This is a genomic window from Streptomyces sp. NPDC036813 (genome assembly GCF_055609245.1).
Genome location: NZ_JBVJPV010000021.1, coordinates 23,612 through 50,029 on the forward strand (window position 1 = coordinate 23,612; position 26,418 = coordinate 50,029).

21 protein-coding genes are annotated in these 26,418 nt (G+C 69.9%); 14 read left to right on the forward strand and 7 right to left on the reverse strand.

Annotated features, from left to right (window positions below):
- Positions 1-95: 95 nt before the first annotated feature.
- Complete coding sequence (locus ACZ67Q_RS33835) at positions 96-3,728, reverse strand: ATP-binding protein (protein ID WP_471190007.1); 3,633 nt, start codon at positions 3,726-3,728, stop codon at positions 96-98.
- Between the two features lie 709 nt (positions 3,729-4,437).
- Here ACZ67Q_RS33835 and ACZ67Q_RS33840 point away from each other — a divergent pair.
- From ACZ67Q_RS33840 to ACZ67Q_RS33875, 8 genes are all read left to right on the forward strand, one after another.
- Positions 4,438-6,366, forward strand: coding sequence for a GMC family oxidoreductase (locus tag ACZ67Q_RS33840; RefSeq protein WP_471190009.1), 1,929 nt, complete (start codon positions 4,438-4,440; stop codon positions 6,364-6,366).
- Complete coding sequence (locus ACZ67Q_RS33845) at positions 6,363-7,475, forward strand: ferritin-like domain-containing protein (RefSeq protein WP_471190011.1); 1,113 nt, start codon at positions 6,363-6,365, stop codon at positions 7,473-7,475. Before ACZ67Q_RS33840 ends, ACZ67Q_RS33845 begins: the two co-directional genes overlap by 4 nt.
- On the forward strand, positions 7,472-7,996 hold the full coding sequence (locus tag ACZ67Q_RS33850) for a hypothetical protein (RefSeq protein ID WP_471190013.1): 525 nt from the start codon (positions 7,472-7,474) through the stop codon (positions 7,994-7,996). The genes ACZ67Q_RS33845 and ACZ67Q_RS33850 overlap by 4 nt, the downstream gene beginning before the upstream one ends.
- On the forward strand, positions 7,993-8,907 hold the full coding sequence (gene iolE / locus ACZ67Q_RS33855) for a myo-inosose-2 dehydratase (protein ID WP_471190015.1): 915 nt from the start codon (positions 7,993-7,995) through the stop codon (positions 8,905-8,907). The genes ACZ67Q_RS33850 and iolE overlap by 4 nt, the downstream gene beginning before the upstream one ends.
- Before the next feature lie 2 nt (positions 8,908-8,909).
- Positions 8,910-9,905 (forward strand): sugar phosphate isomerase/epimerase family protein, encoded by a 996-nt coding sequence (locus ACZ67Q_RS33860; protein WP_471190017.1) that lies wholly within the window; start codon positions 8,910-8,912, stop codon positions 9,903-9,905.
- 47 nt (positions 9,906-9,952) lie between these two features.
- A complete protein-coding gene (locus ACZ67Q_RS33865; RefSeq protein WP_471190019.1) occupies positions 9,953-10,750 on the forward strand; it encodes an MBL fold metallo-hydrolase in 798 nt (265 codons plus the stop codon).
- 19 nt (positions 10,751-10,769) lie between these two features.
- Entirely contained in the window at positions 10,770-12,425 is a 1,656-nt protein-coding gene (locus ACZ67Q_RS33870; RefSeq protein ID WP_471190021.1) for an alpha-keto acid decarboxylase family protein, read from the forward strand.
- Positions 12,426-12,489: 64 nt separating this feature from the next.
- A complete protein-coding gene (locus tag ACZ67Q_RS33875; RefSeq protein WP_471190023.1) occupies positions 12,490-14,328 on the forward strand; it encodes a glycoside hydrolase family 15 protein in 1,839 nt (612 codons plus the stop codon).
- Positions 14,329-14,419: 91 nt separating this feature from the next.
- Here ACZ67Q_RS33875 and ACZ67Q_RS33880 read toward each other — a convergent pair whose 3' ends face one another.
- The 3 genes from ACZ67Q_RS33880 to ACZ67Q_RS33890 are packed head-to-tail and all read right to left on the reverse strand — an operon-like array spanning position 14,420 to position 16,463.
- Entirely contained in the window at positions 14,420-15,193 is a 774-nt protein-coding gene (locus ACZ67Q_RS33880; RefSeq protein ID WP_471190025.1) for a phosphatase PAP2 family protein, read from the reverse strand.
- Positions 15,190-15,798, reverse strand: coding sequence for a phosphatase PAP2 family protein (locus ACZ67Q_RS33885; protein ID WP_471190027.1), 609 nt, complete (start codon positions 15,796-15,798; stop codon positions 15,190-15,192). The genes ACZ67Q_RS33880 and ACZ67Q_RS33885 overlap by 4 nt, the downstream gene beginning before the upstream one ends.
- Entirely contained in the window at positions 15,795-16,463 is a 669-nt protein-coding gene (locus tag ACZ67Q_RS33890) for a DedA family protein (RefSeq protein ID WP_471190029.1), read from the reverse strand. Before ACZ67Q_RS33890 ends, ACZ67Q_RS33885 begins: the two co-directional genes overlap by 4 nt.
- Positions 16,464-16,570: 107 nt before the next feature.
- Between ACZ67Q_RS33890 and ACZ67Q_RS33895 the strand changes: the two genes are divergently transcribed.
- The 3 genes from ACZ67Q_RS33895 to ACZ67Q_RS33905 are packed head-to-tail and all read left to right on the forward strand — an operon-like array spanning position 16,571 to position 18,381.
- Positions 16,571-16,939 (forward strand): BlaI/MecI/CopY family transcriptional regulator, encoded by a 369-nt coding sequence (locus ACZ67Q_RS33895; RefSeq protein ID WP_471190031.1) that lies wholly within the window; start codon positions 16,571-16,573, stop codon positions 16,937-16,939.
- Entirely contained in the window at positions 16,936-17,871 is a 936-nt protein-coding gene (locus tag ACZ67Q_RS33900; protein ID WP_471190033.1) for a M48 family metalloprotease, read from the forward strand. Before ACZ67Q_RS33895 ends, ACZ67Q_RS33900 begins: the two co-directional genes overlap by 4 nt.
- 57 nt (positions 17,872-17,928) lie before the next feature.
- Positions 17,929-18,381: an RpiB/LacA/LacB family sugar-phosphate isomerase gene (locus ACZ67Q_RS33905; protein WP_471190035.1), complete on the forward strand. Its 453-nt coding sequence runs from the start codon at positions 17,929-17,931 to the stop codon at positions 18,379-18,381.
- Between the two features lie 37 nt (positions 18,382-18,418).
- Here ACZ67Q_RS33905 and ACZ67Q_RS33910 read toward each other — a convergent pair whose 3' ends face one another.
- Positions 18,419-18,853 (reverse strand): hypothetical protein, encoded by a 435-nt coding sequence (locus ACZ67Q_RS33910; protein ID WP_471190037.1) that lies wholly within the window; start codon positions 18,851-18,853, stop codon positions 18,419-18,421.
- Positions 18,854-19,063: 210 nt separating this feature from the next.
- Here ACZ67Q_RS33910 and ACZ67Q_RS33915 point away from each other — a divergent pair, with 210 nt between their 5' ends.
- From ACZ67Q_RS33915 to ACZ67Q_RS33925, 3 genes are all read left to right on the forward strand, one after another.
- A complete protein-coding gene (locus ACZ67Q_RS33915) occupies positions 19,064-19,963 on the forward strand; it encodes an arylamine N-acetyltransferase family protein (RefSeq protein WP_471190039.1) in 900 nt (299 codons plus the stop codon).
- A gap of 83 nt (positions 19,964-20,046) precedes the next feature.
- Positions 20,047-20,460 carry a VOC family protein gene (locus tag ACZ67Q_RS33920; RefSeq protein ID WP_471190041.1) on the forward strand — a complete coding sequence of 138 codons (414 nt, stop codon included), beginning with the start codon at positions 20,047-20,049 and terminating at the stop codon, positions 20,458-20,460.
- Positions 20,461-21,123: 663 nt separating this feature from the next.
- The gene (locus ACZ67Q_RS33925) at positions 21,124-22,260 is read left to right on the forward strand and encodes a GNAT family N-acetyltransferase (RefSeq protein ID WP_471190043.1); all 1,137 of its coding nucleotides are present in this window, start codon (positions 21,124-21,126) and stop codon (positions 22,258-22,260) included.
- A gap of 93 nt (positions 22,261-22,353) precedes the next feature.
- On the opposite strand, the gene ACZ67Q_RS33930 is transcribed toward ACZ67Q_RS33925, so the two are convergent.
- Entirely contained in the window at positions 22,354-23,799 is a 1,446-nt protein-coding gene (locus ACZ67Q_RS33930) for a glyceraldehyde-3-phosphate dehydrogenase (RefSeq protein WP_471190045.1), read from the reverse strand.
- 104 nt (positions 23,800-23,903) lie between these two features.
- Entirely contained in the window at positions 23,904-26,258 is a 2,355-nt protein-coding gene (locus ACZ67Q_RS33935) for a SpoIIE family protein phosphatase (RefSeq protein ID WP_471190210.1), read from the reverse strand.
- Between the last annotated feature and the right edge of the window lie 160 nt (positions 26,259-26,418).

Here is a 26,418-nt window from a genome sequence, read left to right on the forward strand (position 1 = left end):
CCCGACGGGCGAGCCGGGCGGCAGCTGCGGCCATCAGGACGGCGACGATCGTGATCGGTGCCCCGAGAGATCGGTGACCTCGCAGGTCGACGCCCTCAGAGGAAGTGCTCGTCCTCGTCGGTGGTCTTGCGGTTCCGGTTGGCCATCTCTTCCCAGAAGGCGTCCAGCTCCCGGACGGGGATCGACACCCACGGCGCGGTGTGCCGGCTGATGGCCGGCAGGTGCCAGCGGAAGCGGCTGTGCAGAAGAGCCTGTTGCTGCCGGCAGAACAGCTCCGCCATCTCCGTCTGCGCGCTTCCGGCCTGCGGGGGGTAGGGGCACAGACGGAACTCGCACGGGGACACGCAGGTGGTGCGGGCTTCGTCCCTCTCGGCCCGGCCGACACTGCGCTCGGGGTGCAGCCGGCTGCGGTCGTGGGTGAGACAGTACGGAAGGTCGTTCCGGTTCGCGCGTTTCAGACGCTCCTCGATGTCGTCGGGGCTCCCGTCGCCCTCGGTGAGATTGAGCATCACCAGTACGTCGGCGAGAAGTCGCTGCGCTCGCGGGTGCAGGACACTCCACCCGACGGACGGGGCGATCCACAGGTTGTGCTTCCGGTAGCGCTCCGGATCGGCCGGGGTGGAACCGACGTTGTCGGTGGCTTCGTTCTCGTCGACCCAGATGAACCGCTCGGGGTGTCCTGTTTCCAGTGCCAGGGTCACCAGATCGCCGGCTTCGGCGACGAACGGGTGCAGGACCTTGTCGTTACGGTGCCCGTACGTGACGCCGGTGGGAGCCGCGGCCTGGTGTGCACTGCCCGCCATCGCGAGCCATCGGGTGACCGACCTCATGGGTTCCCTGGGGCCGTCGGCCGCCACGTCGTCGTTCGCCGGCCGGCCGTTGGTCGCCGGCGTGGGGTGGCCGCCGTGCCCGTCAGCCGCGCCGGACCCGGCGGCGTGTCCAAGGGTGTCGGGAAGCTCCCACAGGCACAGCGCCTGGATCAGACTCAGCTGCGCGTACCAGTAGCGACTGCGGGTGAGCATCTTCTCGGCCTGCTTCACCAGGTAGGCCCGGGTCTCTTCGTAGGCGTCCGGGTGGCGTCGTCTGCGGTTCGCCGCGTTCTTGAAGCCCTGGGCCAAGGCGATTTCCAAAGAGAGCGGCATGGGCGGGCTCTGCCGGCCGGCCGGGGTGGTCAGGTTGTCCAACCAGAGACTCAGCCGCTCCTTCGCCTCGTCACGGTACTTGTCGGAGACCGACCCGACGATCATGGGGACGAGCCAGGCCCGAAGGGCGAAGTGGCGCCACCAGATGGTGCGGCCCTGCTCGTACTCCTCAACGATCCGGTCATGCTTGTGCTGCCTTGTTTCCGTCGCTTCCGGGTCGGCAACAGGGTCCGCGTCCACTTCATTGAGCCACGTGGTGTAGTCGTCGTCGAGTTTCTGTTTGGCCCCATGGGTCTTCTCCAGGTACTGGGTCATCGGATCGGTTCCGAGAGGGAACTCCGAGCGCAGGCCCTGGAAGGCCGCATCGCCACCGGCGGCTATTTGATGGGCGATCGCGAGCCGGACCGACCGAGAAGGCTCATGCGTACCGATGTGGAAGAGCCGCTGGTACGGCAGAGCGTCACTGCCCTTGCTGCGCCGGTCCCGTTCTCGCAGTGCGGCTCCGAAGCGCCGCACCAACCGCAGTTTGGCATCCTCGACGGTCCGCTGATCGCCTCGGATGTCGAGGGTCGCCCATTGTTCCTCGAGATCTCGGGCGAGCTCGTCCTGCACGGGATCCGGATCGACGCAATCTATTTCCAGGGCCGCGGCGTACAGGTCGAAGTACTTCGCGTCATGCCGGTTCGCTGCGGCCCGGCTGAGCAGTTCGGACAGTCCGGGGCGCGCGCCTTTGCCGCTCGCGCTACGCGGAGTCGTGTGGTGCGAGGTGGCCGACCGGACGGCCGGGGGAGCCGCAGGGTGACGTGACAGCAGCACCAGAGCGATGAGCAGTTCCCGGGACGGACCAGGGCTGCGCAGCGCCGGTTCGACGACCGCCCTGATCTTGTCGTCGTCCATCTCCCTCAGGAGGCGGTAGCCCAGGTACGCCTGGAGGATGCTGTGCGGGAAGCGGACCTTGTTCTTGCAGCCGTACACGAGTCCGAGGAGCTGTCCGTTGGCCGTGTACCTCGCCAACTCGGTACGGCATTCGACGGGGTAGTCCAGAGCGTTGAGCCAGGGCGCCGATCCGCCGATCTTCCGGCTCACCACCTCCCAGAGCGCATCGCGCTGCGCCGTGGAGATGACCAGGCGGATCCCGTGCTGCTCGGCATTGCCCGGCGTCCCGGGACCGCTTTGGTGGGGCTGCGTGCGACTGAGAAGGTCGTCCACGTGTGCGCTGACGAAGTCGTCGAACGTCACCTCGATACTGTCCTGGAGCAGACCGAGGCAGGCCAGCGCCGAAACGACCCACAGGGTTTCCCGGCGCTCCCGGTGGTCCATCACCAACTTGTCGAAGATGCGGCCGTCTTCGATGGCCTGACGGTACGTGTTCAGCAGCCCGAGCCTGAGCGTGGCGCAGTCGTTGCTGCGTGTGTCCAGGCGGCCGCCTTCGTCACGGAGTGTCAGATGCTCCAGCAGCCCGCACTGCTGGAGCAGACGGGCGATTCGCAGGTAGATCGGTGAATCGGTGACCTGTGCCGTCTCCACCACCCAGTCGAGGCGGCGCTCGTCCAGCTCACCGTGTTCCCGTATCAGATACTCCAGCGCCGCTTCCTCGCTCAGGGGTTCCAGGTTGGCGATCGCGGCCCGGGTGCCCTCGAGCGGTGCGTGGGGGCGGGAGGCAATGACCAGGGGCAGCTTCTGGCGATCCGCTCGCTCGATCGCCCGTCGGATGATGTTGTCGCGGTCCTCCTGGTACTTCTCGCCGAGGAGGGCCTCCTCCAGGCCGTCGGCGATGACGACGGCCTTGTCGTCGAGCCTGAGTTGCCGCCACGTCTTGTCGATGTTGCTGCCGGCCAGCACTCCTTGGTCCGCTTCCTCCGCGAAGCGGCGCCGCGCCATTTCCTCGAAGTCGAGTTCACCGTCACCTTTGCTGTCGCGCAGGCTTATGGGCACCGGAACGGCGGACTGCTGTGCCAGCATCCGAGTGAGTTCCACCAGTACGGCTGTCTTGCCGACTCCCACGCCACCGACGAGCAGATAGGGCTTCCTGGTCTTGCGGTTACGGAGTGTCTGGGCTATCACCTGGGACAGTTCCCGGCGCCCTACGATCCGGTTGACGAGGGTACCGGCCGTGGGGACCAGATCATGTGGTTGGGTGCGGGCCTTTTTGATAAGCGGCTGCTTCGTCCGGTGATACCAGTAGAGAAGGAAGAACGCGAGCAGTACGGAACCCGTCAGTACAGGGCCCAGGATGTGGTTGACGGCGTCGAACCACCCAGAATCGAGCACGGCGTGGAGCTTTGTGTCATTATCCTTTCCGTATTTGTAGAAATCGTATAGCGCCAGACCAACCCAGAGGAAAAGCAAAAGCGTCCAGAGCAGGGCCCACGCGCGCAACAGAGGGCCGAGGGTGAACCTCCAGGAGCGCCAACTGCGGTTGGGGACGATGCCGGCGCGCGCCTCCCTTTCGGTCCGGAACTTACGCCATCTTCTGCCTATCGCCCGCGAGATCCGGGAAGACCACCGTCGCGGATAGAGGGTGTACCACGGGGCGCCGTGCGGCCGTACCGCGCCGTCCGGATGGCGGATGACCTTGGTGGGCATGAGGTTCCCTCCGCGCTGCACAGGATGGGCGGGGGTGTCGCAGGGACGTCGAGGTGTCGGCGCGACTGGAGGCCCGCGAGTCGTGTCGGAAGGCGATATCGCCGCGCCGTGTCCAGAGAGCACCAGCCTTGCATATATCTACCGGCACGTATTGCTCTTTAATTCCATGAAAGCACCGGCGGAGAAGAGTGCAACACGGCCGCCGGGCCGACGGAGACAGGGGCGCCGCCCGCGATGCTGCGTTGCCCGGGCAGGCGGCAGTCGCTACCTGAGACACCTTCAGGCGTTAGTGGTTGACCGGTCACACAACCATGGCGAACGCGCCTTTCGGTACTCATCTCCCATTACAAGTTAAGTTTATGACGTTCGCTCAGGAAACTGAGGTTCCGAATCCCTGTTCTCACTCGGCGATCTTGACCGTTCCCGCGTATCGTTGACGGTGCGGCAGTGGTCTGCGCGCCAGGCATTACCGGCAGCGGTCGCACATGCCGCCTGATCATCGAAATTTCTCTGAACAATCCGCGCCTCCTTGCGCCGGCCGTCCGGCTCGCTCGCGTCGGAATTCCATGTATTCCTGGCGACAGCACATGGATGTACTCGGCTCCCACGCCTTTCCATCCGCGTGATCACGGCGCCGACCGCGAGCGGATCCCATGGATCCGTTCGAAAGTTCACGGAGCAGAGAAGGCAGAGGAGGGGTGACTGCCTCATGTACGCGAAGTTCCCCGAGGGGGCGGCGCAGCGCACCGACCCCATGGCGGCGGCCGAGATCGTCTACGACGCCGTCATCGTCGGCGGCGGCATCTCCGGCGCCCTGATCGCCTCGCGGCTGAGCGACGCCGGCAAGAGAGTGCTGATTCTCGAAGCGGGCCCGGCCGAAGACCTCACCCTCAGGGGCTACGAGCGCTACCTCGACCGGTTCTACTCGGCCATCGGCAAGGACAACCAGGCCCCCTACCCGGTCGTCCCCAACGCCCCGATGCCGCGCGGCACCGACGCACGGCGCATCACCCCGGGGGCGCCCGACGCCTCGGCCTACCTCGTCCAGACCGGGCCCTTCGCCACCGACACCACGTACACGCGGGTCCTCGGCGGCACCACCATGCACTGGGAGGGCAAGACGCTGCGGATGCTGCCCGAGGACTTCCGGATGCGGACGCTCTACGGCGAGGGGGCGGACTGGCCGCTCAGCTACGAGGACCTCGCCCCGTACTACAACGAGGCCGAACGCGAGATCGGCGTCTCCGCCGACGTGGAGGACCAGGCCTACCTGGGGATCACCTTCGACGAGGACTACGTGTTCCCCATGAAGGGGCTCCCCCTGTCCTACCTGGACCGGATGGTCGCCAGGGACCTCGACGGGATGCCGGTCGAACTCGACGGGGAGCAGCGGGAGCTGCGGGTCCGGCCGTTCCCGCAGGGCCGCAACGGCATACCGAACCCGGCCTACGACGGCGGGAAGGGATATGTGCCCCGAGGGGCGGTGAGCGCATACCAGGTCGAGGTCGGCGAGCGGTGCCAGGGCAACAACAACTGCGTGCCCATCTGCCCGGTGCAGGCCAAGTACAACGCCGGCAAAACACTCGCTCTCGCCCTCCAGAGCGGCCGGGTCGACCTGGTGGCGCAGGCGGTGGCCTACAAGGTGCACACCGACGAACACACGGGCCGGGTGACCGAGATCGAATATCGCCGTTACGCCCGGCCCGACAGCCCCGACTTCACCACGATGAGAGCCCGTGGCCGGCTGTTCGTCCTGGCCGCCAACGCGGTGGAGAATCCCCGGCTGATGCTGGCCTCCGACCTGCGCAGTTCCAGCGGGCTGATGGGGCGGAACTTCATGGACCACGCCTACCTGCTGGCGTGGGGCCTGCTGCCGGAGGTGGCCGGCACCTTCCGCGGCACGAACTGCACGGGCGGCATCACCGACCTGCGCGGTGGCCGCTTCCGCAGCCACCAGGCGGCGTTCACCGTAGACATCCACAACGACGGCTGGGGCTGGGCCCAGGGCTCGCCGATGACCGACCTGATCGGCCTGGTGGACTCCGGTGGCCGCTACGGCGAGTCCCTCCGCCAGGCCCTGGTGGACCGCGTGTCCCGTCAGCTTCAACTGGCCTTCATGGTCGAGGTCCCCGCCAACCCCAGCAACCGGATCACCGTGAGCCCGGACTTCACCGACCGGCTGGGGAACATGCGGCCCGTCCTCACCTACGACATCCCCGAGTACACGATGCGCGGGGTGGCATACGCCCGGCAGTTGTCGAAACGGATCTTCGCCCGCCTGGGGGCCGAGGACCACACCGTGTACCAGCCGAACTTCTGGGGCTACGCCGTCCACGACGGCGTGGGGTACGAGATCCGCGGGGGCAACCATCTCGCCGGCACCCATGTGATGGGCGACGACCCGTCGGCCTCGGTGGTCGACCCGGACCAGCGGTGCTGGGACCACGACAACCTCTACCTGGTCGGCGGCGGGAGCATGCCCACCGTGGGCACGTCGAACGTGACGCTCACCGTCGCCGCCCTGTGCCTGCGCAGCGTCCGGGCCATGCTGGCCCAGCTCGACTCCGAGACCGCTCCGATCAACGTTGCCTTCGACCGGCGCCACGCGGCGCCGACCTCAGGGGAGGTGGCCCGATGACCGTGTCGACCATCGAGAACCGCGACGACCTGACCAGCTACCTGAACGCGGCGATGTCGCTCGAGCACGCGACCATCCCCCCGTACCTGACCGCCTACTACTCCATACGTTCCACCACCAACTCCGACGCCGCCCACATCATCCGGGTGGCCGCGGTGGAGGAGATGCTGCACCTGACCCTCGTCGCCAACGTCCTGAACGCCATCGGCGGGACGCCCGACCTGACCCGCCCCGGCTTCGTGCCGTCGTATCCGGCCCGCCTGCCCGACGGGGAGGACGACTTCACCGTCGACCTGCGGCCCTTCTCGCCCGAGGCGATCGAGACGTTCTGCAAGATCGAGCGGCCGGGCAGGGCCCCCAGTGGCGACTCACGGCTGGTGCCGACATCGAACGGCAGGTCTTCGCCGCTGGTCGCCAGCCCCACGACCGAGGGGATGCGCTTCTACAGCATCGGCGAGTTCTACGAAGAGATCATCGAAGGGCTCGAAAAGGTGGCGGCCCGCGACCCCGCGCTCTTCTGCGGGGATCCGGCCCGGCAGGTGGGGCCCGAGTTCTTCTACTCCGGTGGCGGGGAGATCATCGTCGTCACCGACCTGGACTCGGCCCAGCATGCGCTCCGCTTCATCGCCGCCCAGGGGGAGGGCCTCGATTCGGGGATTTACGACGCGGACGGGGAGCTCGCCCACTACTACCGGTTCCGGCAGCTCCAGCTCGGGCGCTACTACCAGGAAGACGACCACCCTGGCGTACCGTCGGGACCCGAGCTGAGCATCTGCTGGGACGACGTGTACAAGGTGAAGGTGAGCACCCGGCTGGCCGATTACCCGGAAGGGTCCGAACTCGCCCGCGCAGCCCGGGACTTCAACGCCGACTACGGGAACTTCCTCGCCCTGCTCACCAAGGCGTTCAACGGGCAGCCGGGCCTCTTGCAGGAAGCCGTGTGCGAGATGTTCCGCCTGCGCGACGGGTTCAACCGGCTGGTGCGCAGCCCCCTGCCGGGCAGCGGCGGCCTGCACGCCGCTCCGACCTTCGAGATTCCGGACGCGGCCGGATCCGATCCGCAGGCCTCACCCGAGGCCGCCGCGAGCATCCAGGCGGTGACGCGATGACCGCCCCGTCGTTCGAGGAGTTCCTCTCCCTGTCGGTCGACCTCACCGCCTTCGAGGAGACCGATCTCCTCGGCACCGGCATGGCCCACAAGTATCTGGCGAAAGTGCGGGAGGCCTGCGGCGACAAGGTCGTCACCGCCCTCCTGGAGGCCCACCGGGCAGCCCGGGCGGACGCGGCCGGCGATACCGGAGGCCGCGCTCCGACCCTGCTCGACCGGGACCTGTTCGACAGGGCCCTGCGTCACCGGATCTTCGGCGACGACCGCCTCGGCCCGGTGGCCCGCCAGGTCATCAAGCTCTGGTATGTCGGGATGTGGTACGCGCTGCCGCCCGACTGGGTCGACCGCTACGGGCCCCATACGGGGGCGGGCACCTCCACGGTCACTCCCGCCTCTTACCAGGAAGGGCTGCTGTGGCGGGCCATCGGGGCCAACCCCCCAGGTGCCAAGGCACCCGGATACGGCTCCTGGGCTCAGCCGCCCCGCATCCCCGACCGCTATCTGAAGGGGGCGACACGATGACGGCGTTGGCCGACCGCCTCAGCCCGGACAAGGTGAAGCTCGGCGTCTGCTGCACCCTGTGGTGGAACGACGACTTCCCGACCATCGACGCCGGTATCTCCTTCGGTCAGGCCGTGAGCGAGATGGCGCTCGCCGGCTTCCAGGGCTGCAGTCTCGGGCACAAGTACCCCTCGGACACTGCCGAACTCAGGGCCGCCCTCGAGATCCGCGGCCTGCGGGTGTCCGAGCCCTGGACGAGCACGTACTTCACGATCGGCAACATGCGGCACAAGACGATCGCCGCCTTCGAGGAGACCCTGGCCCACATCAAGGCGCTGGGCGGCACCGAACTGGTCGTGGCCGAGTTCGGCGCTTCCTCGCACCTGCTTCCGGTGGACGTGTTCGCCAACCGGCCCGTCTTCACCCACGCCCAGTGGGACGCCCTGACGTCGGGTCTGAACGAACTCGGCAGGATCGCCGGCTCGGCCGGGATGAAGCTCAGCTATCACCACCACATGGGCACCGGCGTCATGACCCGGGCCGACGTCGACCGGCTGATGGCTTCGACCGATCCGGACCTGGTCCACCTGCTGCTCGACACCGGCCACTTGGCCTTCGCCGGCGACGATCCGCTCGCGCTGGCCCGGGCGCATGCCGACCGCATCGGTCACGTCCACTTGAAGAGCGTCCGGCCCGAGGTCGTGAAGCGGGTGCGCGAGGAGGGCCTGTCGTTCCAGGACGCCATCGAGCTCGGCGTCTTCACCGTGCCCGGAGAGGGCGCGATCGACTTCCGGCCCATCCTCGAAGTGCTGGCCGACGCGCATTACCAGGGGTGGCTGGTCGTCGAAGCGGAGCAGGACCCGAACAAGGCCGTCCCGCTCGAGTACGCCAAGAAGGCCCGCGCCTATCTCGCCGACGTCCTGGGGTGGTGACGATGAACGCGACACTCGGACGGGACGTGTTCTTCAGCTTCTTCATGTTCACGGCCGATCTGCGGCCCCAGGATTCGCGGTACACCGGGGTTCTGATCGATCACCTCAAGGCCCTGACCGACATGGGGTACGACGGCTTCGACGTGCATATCGCCGCCCAGCCCGCGACCGTCGACCACAAGCTCGAGGTCGATTGCTACAGCGGCCTCAAGAAGGCGTTCGAGCAGGCGGGGCTGGGGGAGGTGAAGTTCACCACCAACGTGGGGACCACGCGGACCTTCGACCCGACGTCGCCCTACGAGGAGCAGCGCAGGCAGGCACTGTCCTACCTCAAGTCACGTGTCGACATCACCCGGGTCCTGGGCGGCGACTCGATCATGTCCGGGCCGTTCATCTACCCCTACGGAGTCTTCCCGGTCACGGACACCGACGAGCCGATCTGGAGCGACGCCCTCCAGGAGTGGATGAAGCCGCGCTTCGAGGCGGCGCGTTCCGTCTTCGAAGAGCTGGTGGAGTACGCCGAAGCGCGAGAGGTGAAGCTCGCCGTGGAGCCCGTCAAGAGCTGGGAGACCCCGCCACCCAACATGGTCTCGGAGGTCCTGGACTTCCTCGAGGGCCTCGAGCACGCGCAGGGCGGCGTGACGATCGACACCGCACAGGTCGTGATGGAGAGCCAGGGGCCGTCGGTCCTGAAGGAGAACATCGCGCGAGCGGTACGGCAGCATCGGCTCTACTACGTCCATATCTCCGCACCCGACCGGGGCACGGTGAAGGACAGCTGGATCCCGTGGGACATCGTCTCGAACGAGATCGAGCCGGTGTACCGCGGGCCCTATCTGATCGAAGTGTTCAACGCGATCCCGCCGTTCGACAGCTCCATGCGCATGGCACGCCGGCGTTTCTGGCGACCCGGCGAGGACGACCCGGTGCCCGGCAGGGACAGTGCCTACGACGTCGCGAGGGCCGCGTTGGAGGAACTGCGACAGCGGACCACCTAACCCCGAAGAGGCCTCGAATGCCGTCTCAGCTATCAGATCCCATCAGCATGGTCGTGAAGCAGGCAGGCGATGTCCGCATTCACACCTTCGTCGCGTCCTTCACGGACAACAACATCGCGAACGCCACGCATGTCATCGAAAGCAGGAACCAGCTGGTTCTCGTCGACGGACAGTTCCTCGCCCCCTATGCGAGGGCGTTCCGCGACTACGCGGACAGCCTGGGCAAGCCGATCGAAAGGCTGTATGTCTCCCACCGCCACCCTGACCACTGGTTCGGGCTCGGCACGGCGTTCACGGATATTTCGGTCTACGCGCTGTCCGAGACCATGAACTTCATCCAAGAACACGGGGAGGACTCCAGAAGCGACCACTGGAAGCTCGGTGACCTCGCTCCGGAGCGCATAGCCGTCCCGAAGGAAGTCGCCAGTCCGGGTGAAGAGACGATCGACGGAGTCCGGTACGTCTTCGACCGGGTGACGGACACCGAGATCGACTACCACCTCACCATCAGGCTTCCAGAGGTGGGTGTGTATGTCGCTCAGGACCTGATCTACAGCGGCAACCATATGTACCTGACGAAACACATGGACCACTGGATCCGGGTGCTGCAGGAAATGCTGGTCTCGGACTACGAGTTGTTCATGCCGGGCCACGGCCTGCCGGCCGACAAGAACGAAGTCGCCCGCAACGTCGAGTACCTTTCTGCCGCGCGGCAGGCGATCGGCGACGGGCTGGCGGACGACGCCTTCAAGAATTTCATGCTGCAGCGGTATCCGGAACGCAAGTGCCCGGGGATCTTCGACATCTACCTGCCCCGGCTGTTCGGCGGCGCGAGCGACTACTGAGCACGGAGGTGCTCCGACCATGAACGAGGGCAGCACTGTAGGACAGTACCTGGTAGACAGGCTCCGCCAACTCGGACTGGAGCACCTGTTCGCCATCGCGGGCGACTATTCCATCGAGTGGTTGAACGGGTACGTCACGCCGAGCGGCGTAAAGATCATCGAAGAAGTCAATGAGGTGAACGCCGGTTATGCGGCGGACGGGTACGCACGGCTGAAGGGGATCGGCGCCCTCTGCGTCACCTACTCCGCAGGCGCGTTGTGCGCCGTGAACGCCGTCGCCGGTGCCTATGTCGAGAAGGTGCCGCTCGTGCTGATCAACGGCACACCGAGCATCAAGAAGACCATCACCTTCGAACAGACCGGCTTCAGCGCCCACCACTTCATCAGCGGGCGCGAAACGGATCTCCAGTCGTTCGAGCACCTGACGGTCGCGGCCATCCGGCTCGACAATCCGGACCTCGCGCCGACGCTGATCGACTATGCGCTGACCCGGTGCATCAGTGAACGGCGCCCGATCTATATCGAGCTGCTCCAGGACATGGTCGACCTGGAGTGCGAACCGCCGAGGGGCGTGTTGAAGCCGGCCAGGACCCTGTCGGACGAGACCAGCCTGAAAGAGTCGGTCGCGCGGATCTGCGCGAAGCTCGAAAGCGCCGAGAATCCGCTCATCTGGCTCGGCGTGGAGGTCGACCGGCTCGGCCTTCAGGACAAGGCCATGACGCTGATCGAGCAACTGAACGTCCCGTTCGTCACAGAACTCCTCAGCAAGGCGATCCTCTCCGAGGATGATCCGCGGTTCGTCGGCGTGCTCGACGGCCAGGCGTCATCGACCGCAGTGACAGATCTGGCCGGCACCTCCGACTTCGTGCTGGCCCTCGGTGTGTGGCTGACGGACATCAACTCCCTGGGCTGGGACCCGGACTACGCCAAGACCGCATTCGCTTCGTTCGACGCGGTCAAGTTCGGAACCTATTTCGGCGGACAGGTCGCCCTGGAGCACCTCATGGACGGCATCCTGGCGGAGAACATCGCGCCCAGGACGCAGAAGCTGCCGGACAAGCCGGCTCGCAGCGTGCCGGCCGTGAGTGACGCCGACGTCATCACCTACCAGGGGTTCTACAACTACATCCAGCAGTACGTCGACAGGAACACCATCGTCGGCGCCGATGCGAGCATGAACTACTTCGGGAGCCTGCTGCTCGAAGTGCCCAGCCCGGGAGGGTTCGTCGTTCAGTCGTCCTACTCGGCGATCGGGTACAGCGCGGCTGCCGCGACGGGTATCTGCCTGGCGAAGGGCCCGGACCACAAGGTCATGGTCTTCTCGGGTGACGGCGGCTTCCAGATGACCGCGCAATGCCTCTCGACGCAGGCCCGGTTCGGGCTCCATCCGATCATCTTCGTCATCGACAACGGCGTCTACGCCGTGGAGCAATGGCTCGCCGATGCCGGGATATTCCATTCCGACAGGCCGTTCTACAAGCCGTGCGAACTGCACCGGTGGAACTACAGCACGCTGGCGGAGGTCTTCGGTTGCCGGGGGTGGGAAGCCGGTACGTACGGAGAGCTGAGGGACGCCGTGACGGGAGCACTGGAGAACTCGGGCGGCCCGTCCATCATCCAGGTGCGAGTGCCGGACAAGACCATCCCCGACAACGCGAAGTGGAAGGCGCATTAGCGGGATGTCGAGGAGGTCTGATCTCGAGCGGACACATGCTCACACCGGAAGGAGCGACCCTCCCATGGACGGTTACCCACTGATCGAGAACCACGGTCTCATCGGCGATCTGCAGACCGCCGCGCTGGTGACCACCGAGGGCGTGGTCGACTGGTTCTGCTCCCCGCGGTTCGACTCGCCGAGTGTCTTCGGGGCACTGCTGGACCAGGAGAAGGGCGGTCACTGCACGGTCCGGCCGGCTCATCGCACCCATGCGACCAAACAGCTGTACCTGCCCGACACCGCGGTCCTGGTCACCCGGTTCATGACCGAGGCGGGCGCAGGTGAGGTGGTCGACTTCATGCCGGTGACCGGTACGACGGTCACCTCCCGCCACCGGTTGGTGCGTCTGGTCCGCTGTGTGCGCGGCAGCATGACGTTCCAGGTGGAGATAGCCCCGCGATTCGACTACGGCCGCAGCAAGCACGAGTTGCACATCACCCAGCACGGAGCGGTCTTCGCCGCGGAGGACGGCACCGAACTCACCGTGCACCCCATCCGTGAACCGGAGGACGACCGGCTCGTCGACGTCGCCACGGACCAGGGCGGCGACCTGCACCTGTCGCTGACGCTGCAGGCCGGCCAGCAGCGTGGGCTCGTTCTGGAGATGGGCGCCGGGGGGCCACCCGCCGAAATCCGCCAGGACGCGTACCAGCAGCTCTTCGACGAGACCGCGGCCTTCTGGCGTTCCTGGCTGGCGCAGTCGCGCTACACCGGACGCTGGCGCGAGATGGTGGAGCGTTCCGCGATCACCCTGAAGCTCATGACCTTCGCACCCAGCGGTGCCGTGGTGGCCGCTCCGACGACGGCTCTGCCCGAGCAGCTGGGAGGTGAACGCAACTGGGACTACCGGTTCACCTGGATCCGTGACGCCTCCTTCTCCGTGTACGCCCTGCTGGGGCTGGGCTTCACCGAGGAGGCGCGGGCCTTCAACGCCTGGCTGAGCGACCGGGTCAAGGAGCGGGCCGGCAGCGGCGGGGACACGGGGCCGCTGAACATCATGTACAAGGTCGACGGCTCGTCCGACCTGGACGAGCAGACCCTCGATCACTGGGAGGGCTACGCGCGCTCCCGGCCGGTACGGATCGGCAACGGCGCCGCGACGCAGCTCCAGCTGGACATCTACGGCGAGGCGCTGGACAGCATGTACTTCGCGCACCAGCACGGATTCCAGGTCGGGTACGAGGGATGGAGCTCGATGCGGGAGAACCTGGACTGGCTGGCCGAGCACTGGGACCAGGCGGAGGAGGGGATCTGGGAGACGAGAGGCGGGCGCCAGGACTTCACCTACGGGCGGGTCATGTCGTGGGTGGCGTTCGACCGCGCGCTGCGCCTCGCCCAGTCGAAGGGATGGCCGTCGGCGGCCGGGCGGTGGCAGATCGAGCGGGACGCCGTCTACGAACAGGTCATGGCCAAGGGCTGGAGCGAGAAACAGCAAGCCTTCGTCCAGCACTACGGCAGTGACGTACTGGACTCCTCGCTGCTGCGCATGGCAACCGTCGGGTTCCTCAGCCCCGAGGATCCGATCTGGGCCTCGACCCTGGACGCCATCGAGCGGGAACTGGTCAGCGACAGCCTCGTCTACCGCTACAACCCGGGGGCGTCGCCCGACGGCCTGCGCGGCTCGGAGGGCACCTTCTCGCTGTGCACGTTCATGTACGTCGACGCCCTCGCCCGAGCGGGGCGGACGGAGAAGGCGCGGCTGGTGTTCGAGAAGATGATGGGGTACGCCAACCATCTGGGCCTGTACTCGGAGGAGATCGACCCGACGGGACGCCAACTGGGGAACTTCCCGCAGGCGTTCACGCATCTCGCCCTCATCGACGCGACTCTGACCCTCGACAAGGCGCTCGACGCGCGGTAGCCCGGGAGGTGCGGCGGCCCGCAGACACCGGGTGTGCTCTCACCCGTCCGACCCGGAGGCGCTCTGGTCTCCGACTGCGTCAGCGGGGCCGTCAGGCAGTGCCCGGCCGTCCCCGGTCGCCGGGGTCCGGGGGCGCCGGGTCCTGTCCCGGTTCCCTCACCGGGGCGGTCGGGCCGGTGAGGAGCGACGTGGGCAGCAGATGGGCGGCTGTGCACAGACAGAGCCCCAGCCAGCCCGCGGCGAACAGCCAGCCCCCGACGACGTCCGTGAACCAGTGCACGCCGAGGTAGACGCGGGTCAGGCCGACGAGCAGTGCCCAGCCGCACACGGCGATCCGCAGCGCGGTGCCCCCGCGCGGGGCGCGCAGGGTGAGGGCGACGACGAGCACGCCGGCGGTCAGCGCGGCCGTGGTGGTGTGCCCGGACGGAAACGCCCAGCCGCTCGCGTGGGCCGTCCAGTCCGCCTCCGGCGGGCGGGAGCGGTGAACCAGCTCCATCACGCCGTAACGCGCCAGCCGGCCCGTGCCGAGGCAGGCCAGGCCGACGGCGGCGGCCGGCAGCCGGGTCCGTGGCGTGCGTCCGGCCACCGCGCCGGCCAGCGCCGCGAGGAGGTACGGGACGACCCCGGTACCGGTGGCGGTCACGCCCCGGGCGAGCGCCACGGCCACCTCCGGGCGATGGCCGACGGACCATATGAGGAACCTGTCGTCCAGCCAGAGCGGCGCACCGGCCCGTCCGCCGACGATCAGCGCCAGCACGGTGAACGCCGCCCACGCGCCGAGTCCCGCGCTCCCCGCGAGATCGGCGACGTCCCCGCGCCGCCCGCTCCGCTCCTTCGCCGCCGTGCCGCCGCCCTCGCCGTTCATGAGACCGTCAGCAGCAGACGCAGCGGAGCGGCCGCCGTCAGCCGCCGGGCCAGCGCCTCCGACCGGCGCCGCAGCAGCAGGATCGCCGCGAGCGCGACAAGCCCGCCCACGACCAGCCCCACCAGCACGTCGTGCGGATAGTGCACGCCGATCCACACGCGCGACGCGGCCATGGCGACCGCCGCCAGGCAGGCGAGCGCGCCCAGCCGCCGCGAGACGAGCAGCAGCGCCACGGCGGCCGCGGCGGCGATCGCCGCGTGGTTGCTGGGGAACGACCAGTCCCCGTGCGCCGGGCACGCCTCCAGGGTGCGCACCCGCAGGGTCTGGCAGGGCCGGTCCTCGTGGACGAACGTCTTCAGTACGTCGTTCACCGCGTACGCCAGGACCACGACGACCGGCACGGCCAGCGCCGTCACCGCCGCAGCGGCCCCCGCGCGCCGGGCCCGCCACCAGGCCACGACCATGAGCACGGCGAACACCGCCAGACCGTACGTCGACCACACCTCGATCGTGGTGTCCAGCCAGCCCGGTGAGTGCCGCGCGAGGTCCACCACGTCCCGGTACGCGGAGCCGTCGACCGACGCTCCGCCGAACGCGAGCGTCATCCGCTGACCTCCTCGGCCTTGGCCCGCCTGCGGCCGCGGTACAGCTCCAGGGCGAGCGGGATCAGCGACACCGCCACGATCAGTGCTACCAGCGGCAGCAGATAGCGGTCCACGTTCGGTACGGAGGATCCCAGCGCGTATCCCGCCAGGGTCAGGCCGACGCTCCACACCAGGCCGCCGGCCACCTGCCACAGGGTGAACACCCGGGCGGGCACCCCCAGCGCGCCCGCGAGTGGATTGAGCACGGTGCGCACCACCGGGACGAATCTCGCCAGGACGATCGCCTTCGCGTGCCCGTAGCGCGCCAGCAGCTCCTCGGCTCTGCGCGCCCCCTCGTGCAGCCGCGCCGAGCGGCTGCGGGCGAGCAGGGTGCCGCCCGCGCGGCGCCCGAGCAGATAGCCGCACTGCGCGCCGGCCAGTGCGCCCAGCGCCGCGGCGGCCAGCAGCGGCCAGAGGGAGAGCCGGATGCCGTGCTGTTCCGTGCCGGTGCACAGCAGGCCCGCCGTGAACAGCAGGGAGTCGCCCGGCAGGAAGAAGCCGATCAGCAATCCCGTCTCGGCGAACATGACCACGCCGACACCGAGGACGCCGAAGGCGGCCAGCAGCGACCGGGCGTCGAGTGGATTCACCGCGAGCTGCGACGATAGAGCCACGGGTGTGGTCATCGCATGAGTCCTTTCTGTGCGGGCCACCGGATGTACGGCACCCGACCGTCTACAATCAAGTAGACGGTCTACGACACTGTAGACGATCGCGGGGTGAGGATCGTTCCATGAGCGCCGAGAAGGACGAACGCCGGCCGGCGGGCGAGCTGGAGGCCGCCGTGATGGCCGCACTGTGGGCGGCGGGCACACCGCTGACCCCCGCCCAGGTGCAGGCCGAACTCGCCTCCGGCCTCGCCCGCACGACGGTGACGACGATCCTGTCCCGCTTGCACGAGAAGGGGACGCTGGAACGGCAGCGGCAGGGCCGCGGCTACGCCTACCGCCCCGTACAGGATCCGCACGGTCTGACCGCCCTGCGCATGCACAGCGAACTCGACCGCGGCAGCGACCGGGAGACGGTCCTGGCCCGCTTCGTCGCCCAGCTCGGCCCGGACGACGAGGAGGTCCTGCGCCGACTGCTGGAGGAGGGTCCGTGAGGATCGCCCTGCTGCTGATCCCCCTGCTCCTGCCCTGGGCCGCACCCGCGCCGGCCCGCAGGGTCCTCGACCGCTGCACCCCCGCGGCGGCGCTGTGGACCCTGACCGTCTCGGCGCTCCTGCTCGCGGCCGGCACCGTCGCCGCGCTCGGCACCCTCGCGCTGAGCGGCCTGCTCCGGATCCCGTCCTTCGCCGCGCTGGGCGAACTGGTGCACCCGCTGCACACGCCCTCCGCGCGCCTCGTCCTGCCCCTGGCCGCCCTGGCCACCGGCCTGCTCGCCCTGGCCGCGCTCGCCCTGGTCCGCACGGTGCTGCGGCAGGCCGCCGGTCTGCGCACCGCGCGCTCCGAGGCCGGCCGCCGGCCCGCCGCGGGCGACCTGTGCGTCGTCGACTCCCCGCGCCCCGACGCGTACGCCCTGCCCGGCCGCCCGCACCGCATCGTCGTCACCACCGCCATGCTGCGCAGCCTCGACGCGCGTGAACGCGAGGCGCTCTTCGCGCACGAGCGCGCCCACAACGCGGGCGGCCACCACTACTTCCTCGCGGCGGCAGAGCTGGCCGCCCACTGCCACCCCGCCCTGCGTCCGGTCCGCGAGGCCGTCCGGCTGGCCGCCGAGCGCGCCGCCGACGAGGCCGCCGCGACCGCCGTCGGCGACCGCCGCCTCACCGCGCGCGCCATCGCCCGCGCCGCCCTCGCCACGCACACGGCGGACACCGCCCGGCCCGCAGTGACCCCGGCGGCCACCTCCGGGCCCGTACCGCGCCGTGTGGCAGCCCTCCTGTCGCCCGCCGCGCGGCCCCCTCGCGGTGCCTCGTGGATCGCCGCCCTGCTCACCGCCTGCGCGCTGCTGTCCTGCATCACCGCGGCGGCCGGCGCGATCAGCGTCCACCAGGACATCGAGGTCGCCCAGGGCGACGCGGCCGGGCACTGAGCGGTTCCCGCCCGCGGGCCGGGCACCGCGCGCCCGGGCCGCTGTAGGCTCCGGTCCATGCGGATCTCCGTTTCCTCGGACATGGACGAACCCGTGGCCCGCGCCCTGGTCGCCGAGCTGGGACGGCGCGGCCACGAGGTGGTGGCGTACGGGGCGCTGCGGCCCGGTGACGACCCGCAGTGGGCGGCGTGCTCGGAGGCGGCAGCCCGGGAGGTCGCCGCGGGGCGGGCCGAGCAGGCGGTCGTCTGCTGCTGGACCGGCACCGGCGCCTCCATCGCCGCCAACAAGGTGCCCGGTGTGCGGGCCGCCCTGTGCACCGACGCCTACACCGCGGACGGTGCCCGCCGCTGGAACGACGCCAACGTGCTCGCCCTCAGCCTGCGCCTGACGTCCGAGCCGCTGCTGAAGGAGATCCTCGACGCCTGGTTCGCGGCCGAGGCCGGCGACGACGCCGAGGACCGCGAGAACCTGGCCCGCGTCGGCCGGCTGGACGCCGCGCGGGAGGCATGACCGGCGGACGCAGCGACGCCGAGCGGGACGGGTGACCTCAGGCGGTCGCGGCCAGCACCGTGACGCCCAGGGCGATCAGTGCGATCACCTTCAGCAGTTCCAGGGCGATGTAGGCGAAGTGGGCGCGGGAGCGGGGCGCCTCCTCACCGGCGAGGATCCGGTCGCTGCGCCGGTTGAGGACCGGGCGGACCGCGACGAGTTGCACCACCAGCAGCACCACTCCGGCCGCGGTGAGCGTGACGATCGCCTTGCCGGGCGATCCCACGGCGACCGCCGCCACGACGGCGACGGCCAGGACCGCCTCGGCGATGTTCAGCGCGCGGAAGACCAGACGGCCGATGCCGAGGCCCAGCGCGACCGTCACCCCCGGCGCGCGGAACTTCAGCGGCGCCTCCAGGAACGAGATGGCCAGCACCATGCCCAGCCAGGTGAAGACGGCGGCGCCCGCCACCGCGGCCGGTACTGCGTTCATACGAGGTCTCCGAAGGGTCGTACGCACAGGCGCACGCACCCCTCGGCACCCCGGTGGTGCGTACACACATCTCGGCTCACGAGTGTGACCGATGCGCCCAAGGCCCCGTGCAGCGGGGTCTCGCCGGCCGGGAACAGGGCGAAGGTCGCAGCCGGAGGCCGGACGGGGGAACGAGAGACGGGAGCGGGGAGTGATCCCTATGGTGAGGGCATGCCTGAGACCGCCCCGTTCGACCTCGACACCTACCTGAGGCACATCGGATGGCAAGGGGAGCGCCGCCCCGACGCCGCGACCCTGCGGGGCGTGCATCTCGCCCACATGCGGTCCATCCCGTTCGAGAACCTGGACGCCCTCGGGGGCACCGCGCCCTCCCTCGGCATCGCCGACCTCACCGCGAAGCTGCTGCGCAGCCGGCGCGGCGGCTACTGCTACGAGCACAACACCCTGTTCGCCCACGCGCTGGAGGCGCTCGGATTCCGGGTGACGCGGCTGGCCGCCCGGGTGGTGGTGGGCGCCGACCGGCTGCAGAGCCGCCCCCGCACGCACATGGCGCTGCTCGCCGAGGCCCCGGACGATGCGCAGCCGTACCTCGCGGACGTCGGGTTCGGCGCGCTCGGCGCGCTGCTGGAAGCCGTGCCGCTCACGGCCGGCACCGAGTTCCGCGACGCCGGACGGCGGCACCGGCTGCTCCAGGTCCCGCACGGCGGCCCGCTGCCGATGTGGGTGCTCGAAGCCCACCGGCCGGCGAAGGCCGGGGTGACAAAGCGGTCCGAGGAACCGGAGCACACCGAGGCCCCGGACGGCGTCGCGGACGGCTGGGAGGCGCAGTACGCCTTCACCGTCGAGCCCTTCGAGCACCCCGACTTCGAGGTCATCAACTGGCACATCGCCACCAACCCGCGCTCGCCGTTCAGCCGGCGCCTCTACGCGCAGCGGCTCACCTCCGACGGCGGCCATCTCTTGCTCGACGACCGGCTGCTGACCGCGACCCGCCCGGACGGCACCGTCACCCGGCGCGAGCTGTCGGACGACGCCGAAGCCCGTCATGTGCTGGACCGGGAGTTCGGCATCGCGGCCCCGCAGGGCCTGACCCTGCTGACCCGGCCGTGATCACCTCGCTCCGACGGGCCGTTGTCAGTGCCCGGAGCTAGTCTGCGGACAACTGACCATTCGCCCGGTTCGGGGAGGATCCCATGGCCTCGCGTCTCAACCCCTACCTCAGCTTCGACGGCGACGCCCGGCAGGCGCTGGAGTTCTACAAGGACGTCTTCGGCGGCACGCTCACCATGAACACCTACGGCGAGTTCGGGCACCCGGACGCCGCACAGGCCGACAAGATCATGCACGGCATGCTGGAGACGCCCGCCGGCTTCACGCTGATGGGCACCGACACCCCGCCCGAGATGCAGCGCACGGCGGGCGACAACTACTCCGTGAGCATCAGCGGCGACGACGACGCCGAGCTGCGCGGCTACTGGGCGAAGCTGTCGGCCGACGCGTCGGTGTCGGTGCCGCTGGAGAAGCAGATGTGGGGCGATGTGTTCGGCATGTGCACCGACCGGTTCGGTGTGCCCTGGATGGTGAACATCGCCCAGCCGGAGGGCTGAGCCGTCCGGCGGCACGCCCGTCGGCCACGGCCGGCTGCCCGGCCGGATGGTCGTGGGCCACATGGGTGTGCAGCCGGACGCCGCTGACGAGGGTGTCGTCGTCGGCCGTCGGCGCAGCGGATCGTGGCCCAGAGCGTGACCCGCTCACCGACGATGTGGAACCGGCCGACGTCCTCCACATGTCCGATGGCCACCGTCACCGGGTGGAAGGCGTCGATCCGGCGGTAGAGCTCACCGATCCCTGTCGGCACCGGCGGCGCCCATGAGCATGGAGAGCTCCGGATGGCGGTGCAGCCGGTGGCGCCACGCGACGACGTCCCGGCCACCGCGGCCGCCCGCCGATCGAGCTCCTCGCTGACCCCTCGCCGTCCCGCGCGCCGTCGCGTGGCTCGTCGCCGGTCATGTGGTGCCTCACGCTCGCTCCCGCCGCCCTCCCGGCCCGCGCCGTGCGGCCCGTCTCCGCGCCAGGCGGCAGGCCGCCGTCGCGCGCGTTCACAACGGCCCACCCGAGCCGACCCACCGTCACCGGCCCCCACTGCCCTTGCAGTTGTTCCATTACGCCACAAAGCCTTGACAACGTACGCATACTCCCGCGACGTTTGGGCATGGTCGAGAAGTCCGCTTCGCGGCCGTAGGCGTCACGGGGGATGGGGGAGCGATCGCATGCGATCCGTCAGCAGCGCCGCGGAGATCACGATCCACAGAACGGGCGAGCTGACCCAGTCCCTGAGACGGGCGTGGCACCGGGCGATGGAGGAGTCACCCGAGTACGCCAACCCCTTTCTGGCGCCGGAGTTCGCGATCGGCGTCGGCAGGTTCCGGGCCGGGGCCCGGGTGGCCGTCCTGCACGAGGACGGGGAGCCGGTGGGCTTCTTCCCGTACGAGCGCAGCGCCCTCGGCGTCGGCCGGGCGATCGGGCTCGGCCTGTCCGACTGCCAGGCCCTGGTGCACCGGCCCGGGGTCACCTGGGACACCCAGGACCTGCTGCGGGCCTGCGGCCTCGCCAGCTTCGAGTTCGATCACCTCGTCGCCGATCAGAAGCCGTTCGAGCCGTCGGTCACCGGCACGTTCGCCTCCCCGGTGATCGACCTGGAGTACAGCGACGACAGTTTCCCCGAGTGGCTGCGCGCCACCTACCCGGGGCACGCCAGGACGACCCTGAAGAAGGAGCGCCGGCTGGGCCGGGACGCCGGCGAGGTCCGCTTCGTCTTCGACGAGCGTGACCCCGAGGTGCTGCGCACGCTCATGCGGTGGAAGTCCGCCCAGTACCGCCGCACGGGCCGGATGGACCGGTTCTCCCGGCCGTGGATCGTCGACCTGGTGGAGTACTTGTTCCAGGTCCGCGAGGCGTACTTCACCGGCGTGATGTCCGTGCTCTACGCGGGGGAGCGGCCGGTCGCGGTGCACTTCGGACCTCGCTCCCGCACGGTGCTCGCGGCCTGGTTCACCGCGTACGACCCCGACTTCCACCGCTACTCCCCGGGCCTCATGATGCACCTGCGCCTCGCCGAGGCGGCCCGCCGGGAGGGGGTGCGGCTGGTCGACTGGGGCCGCGGCGACAAGGAGTACAAGGACTGGCTCAAGACCCGTGATCTGCGCGTCGCCGAGGGCTTCGCCACCCGGGCCCATCCGGTGGCCGCGGCCCACCGGATGGTGCGCAGGCCGGTGCGGGGGCTGCGCAACACCGTGCTCGCCCACCCCGCCCTGCGCGAGCCGGCCGATCGCCTGCTGAAGACGGTCGGCGCCCTGCGCACCCCGAAGGCGTCGTCCGGCCGGAAGGCGGCGTCCGACCCGGACTGACCGCCCTCATGCCGGACCCGGATCCCGGCCCTCATGCCGGAGGCCGGCGCCCCGGAGCAGGGCGCCGGCCTCGTCGCTGCCGTGCGGGCGGGATCAGACCGCGGGGGCGGGGTACGTCGGGTACTCGACGCCGGAGACGTGCTGGACGACCCGGATGACCTGGCAGGAGTAGCCGAACTCGTTGTCGTACCACAGGTAGAGGATCGCGTTGTCGCCCTCGACCTTGGTGGCGCCGGCGTCCACGATCGACGCGTGCCGCGAGCCGATGAAGTCGCTGGAGACCGCGTCGGGCGCGCTGATGAAGTCGATCTGGCGGCGCAGAGGCGAGGTCAGCGACACGTCCCGCAGGTAGTCGAGGACCTCCTCGCGGGTGGTCTCGCGGGCCAGCTGCAGGTTGAGGATCGCGATCGACACGTCCGGCACCGGCACGCGGATCGAGCTGCCGGTGATCCGCGCCTTGAGGTCCGGCAGCGCCTTGGCGACGGCCGAGGCGGCACCGGTCTCGGTGATGACCATGTTGAGCGGCGCGGAACGGCCACGGCGCTCGGACTTGTGGTAGTTGTCCAGCAGGTTCTGGTCGTTGGTGAACGAGTGGACGGTCTCCACGTGGCCGCGCTGCACGCCGTACTCGTCGTCCATCGCCTTCAGCGGCGGCACGATGGCGTTGGTGGTGCAGGAGGCGCAGGACAGGATCTGCTCGTCGGGCTTGATCGTGTCGTGGTTCACGCCGTGCACGATGTTGGGCACGTCGCCCTTGCCGGGGGCGGTCAGCACGACCTTGTCGATGCCCGGACGCAGGTGCTGCGAGAGGCCCTCGCGGTCCCGCCACTTGCCGGTGTTGTCGATGAGGATCGCGTTCTTGATGCCGTACGCCGTGTAGTCGAGCTCGCTCGGGTCGTTGGCGTAGATGACCTTGATCTCGTTGCCGTTGGCGAGGATCGTGCTGTTCTCCTCGTCCACGGTGATGGTGCCCTGGAACTGGCCGTGGATGGAGTCGCGGCGCAGCAGCGAGGCGCGCTTGACGATGTCCTGGGCGCCGCCGCCGCGCACCACGATGGCGCGCAGTCGCAGGCCGTTGCCGGAGCCGGCCTTCTCGATCAGCAGGCGGGCGACCAGGCGGCCGATGCGGCCGAAGCCGTAGAGGACGACGTCGCGGCCCTCGCGGCGCTCGATCTTGTTCGCGCCGGTGGCGCCGGCCACGGCCTCGGCGGTGAACTGCTCGACGCTCAAGCCGCGGTCGTCGCTCTTGTACGTCGCGGCGAGCATGCCGATGTCGATCTGGGACGGGCCGAGGTCGAGAGTGGTGAGCGCCTGCAGGAAGGGCATCGTCTCGGTGACCGAGAGCTCCTCGCCGGCGATCTGACGGGCGAATCGGTGGGTCTTGAGGATGCTGACCACCGACTTGTTCACCAGGGAACGGCTGTGCAGCAGGACCGTCACGTCCCGCTCCCGGTGGAGCTTCCCGATGATCGGGATCATCGACTCCGCGATCTCCTCGCGGTGGTTCCAGGTGGTGAACGAGTCGTCGTTGACAGTCACGGGTCCAACTTTCGAGCTAGGTGGCGCTCATATGCTAACCGCACCGCCCGAGGGGTCCGCCAGGTGGTCCCCATCACCGCGCCTTCACCGCTCCGTGGCCGCGTTCACCCTGGCACCGGGCCCGCGCGCAGCAGCAGGACGGCGATGTCGTCGCTGTACCGGCCCGTCGGCCAGGCACGGTCCACGAGAGAGCCGAGCAGCCCCTCCAGATCGTGGTGGTCCGCGTCGGCGAGGTGCGCCACGAGACCCGCCGTGACCTCCGTGGCATCGGCGCCGGGGACCTCCACGAGACCGTCCGTGTACAGGGCCAGGACCGCGCCCGGCGGCAGCGGCAGCGAGGTGGCCGGATAGCGGGCCCGGGCGTCCACGCCGAGCAGCGGACCGGGCTCCACCTCGACCTGATGCGCCTGCCCCGGTCCGGTGCGCAGCAGCGGGGCGACATGACCGGCGCTGGCCAGGGTGATCAGGTGCCGGTCCAGGTCGAGATGGACGTAGAGGCAGGAGACGAGCAGCTCGGAGTCCAGCTCGGTGAGCAGCCGGTTGGTGCAGGCCAGCACCTGGTCCGGGGCCGCCCCGGAGGTCGCGTGGGCGTGGATGGCGGTGCGGACCTGGCCCATGAGGGCGGCCGCGGCGACACTGTGGCCCTCGACGTCCCCGATCACCGCGGCGGCCGTGCGCGAGTCGAGCCGCAGCACGTCGTAGAAGTCGCCGCCGATCTCCACACCGTGCCCGGCGGGCAGGTACCGGGCGGCCACCGCCAGGCCCGGCAGACTCGGCAGGGTGCGCGGCAGCAGGGAACGCTGGAGCTCCTGCACGAGCAGCTGTTTGGCGTCGTAGAGGCGGGCCCGCTCCAGGGCCTGCGCTATCAGACCCGCCAGCGAGGTCAGGACGGCCCGCTCGTCGGCGGAGAAGGTGTGCGGCTTGTCGTACGACAGGATGCAGCAGCCGACCGGCCGGCCGGTGACGATCAGCGGCAGGAAGGCCCACGCCTGCTTCCCGCTGATCCGCGGCGCGCGTGGATAGCCGGCCGCCAGTTCGGCGGGGGAGGAGAAGAACGCGGGTGCGCCGCTGGCGAGTACCTGGCCGGCCGGGGTGAGTTCGGTGTCCACCGGCAGCGCGTCGAGCCGCTCGACGGCGTCCGGCGGGTAGCCGTAATGGCCGGTGATCTTCAGTCGGCCGGCGTCGGCCGCCGACAGCACCAGGGCCTGGGCGCCGAAGGCCGGCAGGATCTGTCCGGCGATCAGCGTGACCAGGTCACGTACACCCACCGTCTCGCCGAGCGCGGCCGCGAGATGCACCAGCTGGTACAGGCGGCCGGTGGGGGCGATGCCCGGGCGGCGGCTCGGGGCCGCCGGTGCGCCGTCCGGCAGCGGTCCGCTCTGCGGGGTGACGCGCACGCTGATGCCGCTGGCGTCCGGGTACAGCTCGAAGGCCAGGCCCTCCCCGGGCGGGCGCACGGCGGTGAAGAACACGGGGGTCCGGCTGACGACGGCGGTGCGGTAGTGGTCCTCGTGGCCGGGAGCGTCGAGCCAGGGCAGGGACTCCCAGGGCCGGGTGCCGACCAACCGGTCGGCACTGCGTCCGAGCAGCCGGGCGGCCGTGCGGGAGAGGAAGGTGATACGGCCCTCCAGGTCGAGCGACATGGCTCCCCACGGCAGCCGCTCCACGTAGTCCGCCGCGGCCAGGCCCGTCTGCAGCGGGTGGTGCGCGGCGTCGACGGGGACGCTGCGCGGCCGTTCGGGAAGCGACGGCGGGTCGGGCGCGTCGTCGAGCAGCTGCGCCAGGCGGCGGGCACCCGAGATGATCCGGGCGCGTTCGCGGGCGGTGGCGCGGCGGGGGTGGTCCGCCGGCCACATCAGCACGATGCCGCCCCAGCAGCGGTGCGCGCCGCGCACGGGCAGCGCGGCGAGCGCGAAGGGGTACGGCAGAACGGCGGCGGCCCGCGGGTAGTGGCGGAGCATCTCGCCCTGGCTGCCGATCCACACCAGCCGGTCGTCGTGGATGGCGTCCGCGACCGGGACGGGGGCGTCCAGCGGCAGGCGCTGCCAGGGGGTGGTGAACTCCTCTGGCAGCCCGCACAGCGCCACCAGACGCAGCATCGGCGGCCGGCTCTCGGCGCGGTTCTCCTTCTCCGCGGGACCGTCCGTACGGTCCTGCAAGCGGACCTCCGCATGCTCCCGCACGCCGGCCTCCGCAGGCCCCTGCGCGCGGCCCTCCCCCTGCCGCCCCTCCGCCCGGTCCTGTGCCGCCTCGCGCGGGCCGTCCGCCGGTTGGGGCCGCGCGTCCGTCTGCTCGCGCCGGGTGATCAGATACAGGCCGCCGATGGAGGCGCCGGTGCGGCGGACCGTGTCGGCCAGGGCCGCGTCCAGGGCGTGCTCAGGCGTTCCGGCGCCCGGGGGGCGGGTGACGCCCGCCGAGGGGCACGGCTCGCCGTGGCGTACGGAGTGCTTGCCGCCCATAGTCGGACGGTACGCCGGATGGGCCCGCGCGGCCCAGCGCTCGCCGTCGCCGTCCTCGTGCTCGCCATCGCCGTGCTCGCCGTCGTCGGCCCCGCGCTCGCCCTCGCCGGCTGTCCCACCGTCTCCGGTGGTGGCACCGCTGTCGTCTCCGGCGCCGACG

Excerpts from the sequence above, each read along its gene's own strand:
- ACZ67Q_RS33925 (WP_471190043.1), top strand. The coding sequence starts at position 21,124 with ATGCGATCCGTCAGCAGCGCCGCGGAGATCACGATCCACAGAACGGGC.
- ACZ67Q_RS33865 (WP_471190019.1), top strand. The coding sequence starts at position 9,953 with ATGGTCGTGAAGCAGGCAGGCGATGTCCGCATTCACACCTTCGTCGCG.
- ACZ67Q_RS33895 (WP_471190031.1), top strand. The coding sequence starts at position 16,571 with ATGAGCGCCGAGAAGGACGAACGCCGGCCGGCGGGCGAGCTGGAGGCC.
- ACZ67Q_RS33905 (WP_471190035.1), top strand. The coding sequence starts at position 17,929 with ATGCGGATCTCCGTTTCCTCGGACATGGACGAACCCGTGGCCCGCGCC.
- ACZ67Q_RS33870 (WP_471190021.1), top strand. The coding sequence starts at position 10,770 with ATGAACGAGGGCAGCACTGTAGGACAGTACCTGGTAGACAGGCTCCGC.
- iolE (WP_471190015.1), top strand. The coding sequence starts at position 7,993 with ATGACGGCGTTGGCCGACCGCCTCAGCCCGGACAAGGTGAAGCTCGGC.
- ACZ67Q_RS33835 (WP_471190007.1), bottom strand. The coding sequence starts at position 3,728 with ATGCCCACCAAGGTCATCCGCCATCCGGACGGCGCGGTACGGCCGCAC.
- ACZ67Q_RS33880 (WP_471190025.1), bottom strand. The coding sequence starts at position 15,193 with ATGAACGGCGAGGGCGGCGGCACGGCGGCGAAGGAGCGGAGCGGGCGG.
- ACZ67Q_RS33840 (WP_471190009.1), top strand. The coding sequence starts at position 4,438 with ATGTACGCGAAGTTCCCCGAGGGGGCGGCGCAGCGCACCGACCCCATG.
- ACZ67Q_RS33860 (WP_471190017.1), top strand. The coding sequence starts at position 8,910 with ATGAACGCGACACTCGGACGGGACGTGTTCTTCAGCTTCTTCATGTTC.
- ACZ67Q_RS33885 (WP_471190027.1), bottom strand. The coding sequence starts at position 15,798 with ATGACGCTCGCGTTCGGCGGAGCGTCGGTCGACGGCTCCGCGTACCGG.
- ACZ67Q_RS33920 (WP_471190041.1), top strand. The coding sequence starts at position 20,047 with ATGGCCTCGCGTCTCAACCCCTACCTCAGCTTCGACGGCGACGCCCGG.
- ACZ67Q_RS33845 (WP_471190011.1), top strand. The coding sequence starts at position 6,363 with ATGACCGTGTCGACCATCGAGAACCGCGACGACCTGACCAGCTACCTG.
- ACZ67Q_RS33875 (WP_471190023.1), top strand. The coding sequence starts at position 12,490 with ATGGACGGTTACCCACTGATCGAGAACCACGGTCTCATCGGCGATCTG.
- ACZ67Q_RS33935 (WP_471190210.1), bottom strand. The coding sequence starts at position 26,258 with ATGGGCGGCAAGCACTCCGTACGCCACGGCGAGCCGTGCCCCTCGGCG.
- ACZ67Q_RS33915 (WP_471190039.1), top strand. The coding sequence starts at position 19,064 with ATGCCTGAGACCGCCCCGTTCGACCTCGACACCTACCTGAGGCACATC.
- ACZ67Q_RS33910 (WP_471190037.1), bottom strand. The coding sequence starts at position 18,853 with ATGAACGCAGTACCGGCCGCGGTGGCGGGCGCCGCCGTCTTCACCTGG.
- ACZ67Q_RS33850 (WP_471190013.1), top strand. The coding sequence starts at position 7,472 with ATGACCGCCCCGTCGTTCGAGGAGTTCCTCTCCCTGTCGGTCGACCTC.
- ACZ67Q_RS33890 (WP_471190029.1), bottom strand. The coding sequence starts at position 16,463 with ATGACCACACCCGTGGCTCTATCGTCGCAGCTCGCGGTGAATCCACTC.